Genomic DNA, 6,244 nt, shown 5'->3' on the forward strand with positions numbered 1-6,244 from the left:
GTCGGGGACGGTGTTGGTGACGGGTGGTACGGGTGCGTTGGGTGCGCGGGTGGCCCGGTGGGTGGTGGAGCGTGGTGCGGGGCGTGTGGTGCTGGCGAGTCGGCGGGGGATGGCGGCCGAGGGGGCGGCGGAGCTGTGTGAGGAGTTGCGGGCGTTGGGTGCGGGGGTGGAGGTGGTGGCGTGTGACGTCGGTGTGCGCCGTGAGGTGGAAGAGCTGCTCGCGCGTTGTGACGTTTCTGCGGTGGTGCATGTGGCTGGGGTGCTGGATGACGGTGTGGTCGGTGGTTTGACGGTTGACCGGTTGGCTGGTGTGTGGGAGGCGAAGGCGGGTGCGGCCTGGCATCTGCATCATGCGCTGGGTGATCGTGAGCTGGATGCGTTCGTTGTGTTTTCTTCTGCGGCTGGTGTGTGGGGTGGTGCGGGTCAGGGTTCGTATGCGGCGGCGAATGCTGCGTTGGATGCGTTGGTGGAGTATCGGCGTGCGCGGGGGCTGGTGGGTGCGTCGGTGGCGTGGGGGCCGTGGGCCGAGAGCGGTATGGCGGCGGATGAGGCGGTGCGTTCCCGGCTCGGCCGTGGCGGTGTGCGACCGCTGGAGCCCAAGGCCGCGGTGGGCATTCTTGGTTCTGCCTCGGGCTGCTTCGCCGTTGCGGACGTGGACTGGGAGCGTTTCGTACCGGGCGTGACCGCCGTCCGGGCCAGCCGCCTGTGGGACGAGGTGGCGCCGGGTGCTGGTGTGGTGGTCGAGCGTGCGGAGCCGGCCGGCGGTGGCGGGCTGCGGAAGCGACTGGCTGGTCTGTCGGGTGCGGCCCGACGCTCGTCCCTGATGGACACGGTGCGTGGCCAGGTCGCGACCGTACTGGGCTTCGCGGACCCGACAGTGCTCAACCCGTCGACGGCGTTCCGTGAACTCGGCGTCGACTCCCTGATGGCGGTGGAGCTGCGCAACGCCCTCGCCATGGTCTCCGGCCTCACCCTGCCCTCGACCGTCGTGTTCGACCACCCGTCCATCGACGCGCTGACCGACCTGCTGCTGACCCGGTTGTTCGGCGCGGCGGAGGACACCGCCGCGGAAGCAGTGCGGACGAAGTCGCTCCCTGACGTGGACGACCCGGTGGTCGTGGTGGGCATGGGCTGCCGCTTCCCCGGCGGTGTCACCTCCCCCGAAGACCTGTGGGGCCTGCTGGCCGACGGCGTGGATGCCGTTGGCGCCTTCCCGGCCGACCGGGGCTGGGACCGCCTCGGCAACGTGAGCGAGACCGGTGCCTACGCCCGGGTGGGCGGTTTCGTCGAAGGTGCGGCGGACTTCGATGCCGGGCTGTTCGGGATCTCGCCGCGTGAGGCGCTGGCGATGGACCCGCAACAGCGACTGCTCCTCGAAGTCGCCTGGGAGTCCCTGGAGAACGCCGGTGTCGCACCGCTGTCACTGCGCGGACAGCAGGTCGGGGTCTACGCGGGCACCAACGGCCAGGACTACCTCGCCCTCCTGGGCCTGGCCGGCGAATCGGGTGACGGCTACGGCGGCACCGGTAATTCGGGCAGTGTGCTGTCCGGCCGTGTGTCATACGCGTTGGGGCTCGAGGGCCCGGCGGTGACCGTGGATACGGCTTGTTCGTCGTCGTTGGTGGCGATGCACATGGCGGCTCAGTCGTTGCGCGCCGGGGAGTGCGATCTGGCGTTGGCCGGTGGTGTGACGGTGATGTCGACGCCGGGTGCGTTCGTGGAGTTCGAGCGGCAGGGCGGGCGTCCGACGTGGACGTGGTGGAGGCGCACGGCACGGGTACGTCGCTGGGTGACCCGATCGAGGCGCAGGCCCTGTTGGCCACGTATGGCCAGGACCGGCCGGAGAACCGCCCGTTGTGGCTGGGCTCGGTCAAGTCGAACCTGGGGCACACGCAGGCCGCTGCCGGTGTCGCGGGCGTGATGAAGATGATTCTTGCGATGCGGCACGGGCGTTTGCCGAAGACGCTGCATGTCGATACGCCGTCGTCGCACGTGGACTGGTCGGCAGGTGCGGTGGAGCTGCTGACCCAGCCGCGTGAATGGCCGCGCGACGAGCGGCCGAGGCGGGCCGGGGTGTCGTCCTTCGGTGTGAGCGGCACCAACGCGCACATCATCCTGGAAGAGGCACCGTCCGCACCGGAAGAGGAGGCTGCGGCGGAATCCTCGGTTCGCCTACCGGTGGTGCCGTGGGTGGTCTCGGCGAAGACGGTGCCGAGTGTGGCGGCGCAGGCCGGCCGGTTGCTGTCCGCGGGGCTTGATGTGGGTGCGGTGGATGTGGGGTTGTCGTTGGCGACCACGCGTTCTGGTCTTGAGCACCGGGCCGTTGTGCTGGGCGGGGACGTGGAGGAGCTGCGGACGCGTCTTGCTGCTCTGGCGGCCGGAGAGGCCACGCCGGACACCGTGACCAGCATGGCTCGCTCCGGTCTGACGGGGTTCGTGTTTGCCGGTCAGGGTGGTCAGCGTCTCGGTATGGGCGGGGAGTTGGCGGATGCCTTCCCGGTGTTCGCTGATGCGTTGGATGAGGTGTGTGCGCACTTCGACGGGTTGTTGGACCGTCCGCTGCGGGACGTGATGTTCGCGGAAGCCGATGAGGATACGGAGGCGTTGGGGCAGACCGGGTGGGCCCAGCCTGCGTTGTTCGCGGTCGAGGTGGCGTTGTTCCGGCTGCTGGAGTCGTGGGGCGTCAAGCCCGATTACCTGGTCGGCCATTCCGTGGGTGAGTTGGCGGCTGCGCATGTGTCGGGTGTGCTGTCGCTGGCGGACGCGTGCAAGCTGGTCGCTGCTCGTGCTCGGTTGATGCAGGCGTTGCCCGGGGGCGGGGCGATGTGGGCGGTGCGGGCCACTGTCGATGAGGTCACTCCGCTGTTGGTGGAGGGTGTGTCGGTGGCGGCGGTGAACGCGCCGGGTCAGGTGGTGCTCTCCGGCACTCGCGATGCCGTCGGAACGGTGGCGGCTGCCTTGCCCGACCATCAGGGTCGTTGGCTGGAGGTCAGTCACGCTTTCCACTCGGCATTGATGGACCCGATGCTGGCGGCCTTCGAGGAAGCCGCGGCTGGAGTGTCGTACGGGCGCCCCTCGGTGCCGATCGTCTCGACGCTGACCGGCGAGCCGGTCGAGGAGTTCTCCGCGTCGTACTGGACGGACCAGGTGCGCGGCACCGTGCGTTTCGCCGACGCGATCACCCGTCTCAAGGCCCTGGGCGTGGCCCGTTTCGTGGAGCTGGGTCCGGACGCCACCCTCATGGCCGCCGTCGAGGAGACGTGCGGCGACGACGTGCTCGCCGTCCCCGTGCTGCACCGCAAACGACCCGAAGCCACCACCGCCGTCACCGCCCTCGCACACCTGTGGGCGGCCGGCGCCGAGGCCGACTGGGCGGCGTTCTTCGCGCCGACCGGCGCCCGGACCGTCGAGCTGCCCACCTACGTCTTCCAGCACGAACGCTACTGGCCGAGCCTGCCGGGCCGGGGCCGGACCACCGCTACCCCGGACGCGACCGGCGTCGACGGAACGTTCTGGGACATGGTCGGGCACGGTGACGTCGAGACGTTCACGAATGCCCTCGGGGTGGCGGCCGACGCCGCTGTCCGGGACGTCATGGCCGCGCTCGACACCTGGCAGCGCCGCCACCGCCGGCTCGCCGGCCTCGACCGGCTGTGCTACCGGGTCGGCTGGACGCCGATCGGGCCGGTGCGGGACGTCGACGTGTCGGGCGGCTGGCTGATCGTCGAGCCCGCGGACGCCGACGACCCCTGGGCGGCGGCGCTCGCCGACGAACTGGCGACGCGCGGCGCACAGGTGACCCGGCTGCGGCTGGACGTCGCGGACCTGGACCGGGCGATCCTGGCCGGTCGGCTCGCCGAGTTCGCGGACTGCGGCACGGTGGTGTCGTTCCTCGGTCAGGACGAGCGCGAGCACGCCGATCACCCGGGCCTGTCGTTCGGCCTGACCGCCACCGCCACGCTCGTCCAGGCCCTGGGCGACGCCGGGGCGCGCAACCGGGTGTGGACGGTCACGTCGGGTGCGGTCTCCACCGGTTCCGGTGACGAACTGGCGCAGCCCGCGCGTGCCGCCGTGTGGGGCCTGGGCCGGGTCGTCGCGCTGGAGGAACCGGAGCGGTGGGGCGGACTCGTCGACGTGCCGGCCCAACCCGCGCGGGGTGCAGCCGCCAGGCTGGTGGAGGCGCTGGCCTCGACCGCGGTGGGTGAGGACCAACTGGCCCTGCGCGGTGGGGCCGTGCTCGGACGTCGACTGGTCCCCGCACCCTTTGAGCCCACGGCGGTGCCGTGGACCCCGTCCGGCACCGTCCTGATCACCGGCGGCACCGGTGCCCTGGGCGGGCGGACCGCCCGCTGGGCTGTGCAGCGGGGTGCGCGGCACATCGCTCTCGTCAGCCGCCGCGGTGCCGACGCACCGGGCGCCGCCGCACTGCGCGACGAGCTTGAGGAACTGGGCGCCACGGTCACCTTCGCCGCCTGCGACCTGGCCGACCGTGCCGCGCTCGCCGCGGCCCTCGCACAGGTGGAGTCCGAGGGGCCGGGGATCCGGTCCGTCTTCCACGCTGCGGGCCGGACGCAGGCCGTGTCCCTGCGTGACTCGGGCGTCGGCGACCACGCGGCCATGATGGGGGCGAAGGCCGCCAGCGCGGCCAACCTCGAAGCGCTGCTGGGCGAGCGTGACCTGGAAGCGTTTGTGCTCTACTCCTCCGTCGCCGCCACCTGGGGCAGCGGCATGCAGGGCGGATACGCCGCCGCCAACTCCTACCTCGACGCTCTCGCGGCTCGTCGCCGCGCCCGGGGCAAGGCAGCGACCTCGCTCGCCTGGGGCCCGTGGGCCGGTGGTGGCATGGCCGCCGCCGAGGGCGCCGAGGACGAGCTGCGCCGGCATGGTCTGCCGACCCTGTCGCCGGACGACGCGATGGCAGCGCTGGAGGCGGCCGTGTCCGGCGGGGAGCCCTGCATCTCAGTCGTGGATGTCGACTGGGAGCGGTTCGTCCCGACCTTCACGGTGCGGCGCGCCAGCGCGTTGTTCGCCGAGATCGACGACGCCCCGCAGGACACCGGCACACCGCAGAGCACCGACGAGCGGCCGGGAGCCGCAGGGGCTCTGCGGGAGCTGCTGGACGGGCTGGACGAGCGGGACCGGCGCCGCCGGGTCCTCGAACTCGTCCGCAGCGAGGCCGCTGCGGTCCTCGGCCACGCCGGCACCGGGACGATCGAACCGGGGCGTGCCTTCCGCGACCTCGGGTTCGACTCGCTCACCGCCGTCGAGTTCCGCGACCGGCTCAGGACGGCGACGGGCCTGTCCCTGGCCGCCACCCTAATTTTCGACCATCCGACCCCGGCGGCACTCACCGACCACCTCGTGGACCGGGTGACGGGCACCGGGCAGATGCCGGAACTCCTCGAACCGGCCCGTGCGTCCCTCGACGAGCCCGTCGCTATCGTGTCGATGGCCTGCCGCTTCCCCGGCGGGGCCAGCGACCCGGAGAGCCTGTGGCGGCTGCTGTCCGAGTCGGGCGACGCCATCACCGGGTTCCCCACCGACCGGGGCTGGGAGCCGGACGCCCTCGACGCCGCCGGCTCGTCCTTCGCCCGTCAGGGCGGCTTCCTCGCCGACGCCGCGGACTTCGACGCCGGGTTCTTCGGCATCTCGCCGCGTGAGGCACTGGCGATGGACCCGCAGCAGCGGCTGCTGCTCGAAGTCGCCTGGGAGTCCCTGGAACGCGCGGGCATCACCCCGACGAAGCTCAAAGGCGATCGCGTCGGCGTCTTCGTCGGCGCCGGCAGCTCCGGCTACCTCAGCAACGCGCACAACGTCCCGGAAGGCGTCGGCGGCCATCTGATCACCGGCAACTCGGGCAGCGTGCTGTCGGGCCGGATCTCCTACGCGATGGGGTTCGAGGGCCCGGCGGTCACGGTCGACACCGCCTGCTCGTCCTCGCTGGTGGCGCTGCACCTCGCCGTGCAGGCGCTGCGCTCGGGGGAGTGCTCCCTGGCGCTGGCCGGCGGTGTCACGATCATCGCCAGCCCGGACGCGTTCATCGACTTCGCACAGCAGGGCGGGCTGGCCACCGACGGCCGGTGCAAGGCGTTCTCCGACGACGCCGACGGCACCGGCTGGAGCGAAGGCATCGGTCTGCTGCTGGTGGAGCGGTTGTCGGACGCCCGGCGGAACGGCCATCGGGTGTTGGCGGTGGTGCGTGGCAGTGCGGTGAATCAGGATGGTGCGTCGAACGGGTTGACGG

1 protein-coding gene and 2 pseudogenes are annotated in these 6,244 nt (G+C 71.8%); all 3 read left to right on the plus strand.

Features of this window, described 5'->3' with window-relative positions; translation table 11 throughout:
- Positions 1–64: 64 nt before the first annotated feature.
- Positions 65–1,678, plus strand: a pseudogene (locus tag IO40_RS37400) (beta-ketoacyl synthase N-terminal-like domain-containing protein); the annotation flags it as partial.
- Between the two features lie 80 nt (positions 1,679–1,758).
- Positions 1,759–3,570: pseudogene (locus tag IO40_RS40075) on the plus strand (type I polyketide synthase); the annotation flags it as partial.
- Between the two features lie 24 nt (positions 3,571–3,594).
- On the plus strand, positions 3,595–6,244 hold a 2,650-nt coding region (locus IO40_RS40080; protein ID WP_482255577.1), incomplete at its 3' end, for a type I polyketide synthase.

The sequence above is a fragment of the Streptomyces albus subsp. albus genome, from assembly GCF_000725885.1.
Taxonomy (GTDB): domain Bacteria; phylum Actinomycetota; class Actinomycetes; order Streptomycetales; family Streptomycetaceae; genus Streptomyces; species Streptomyces albus.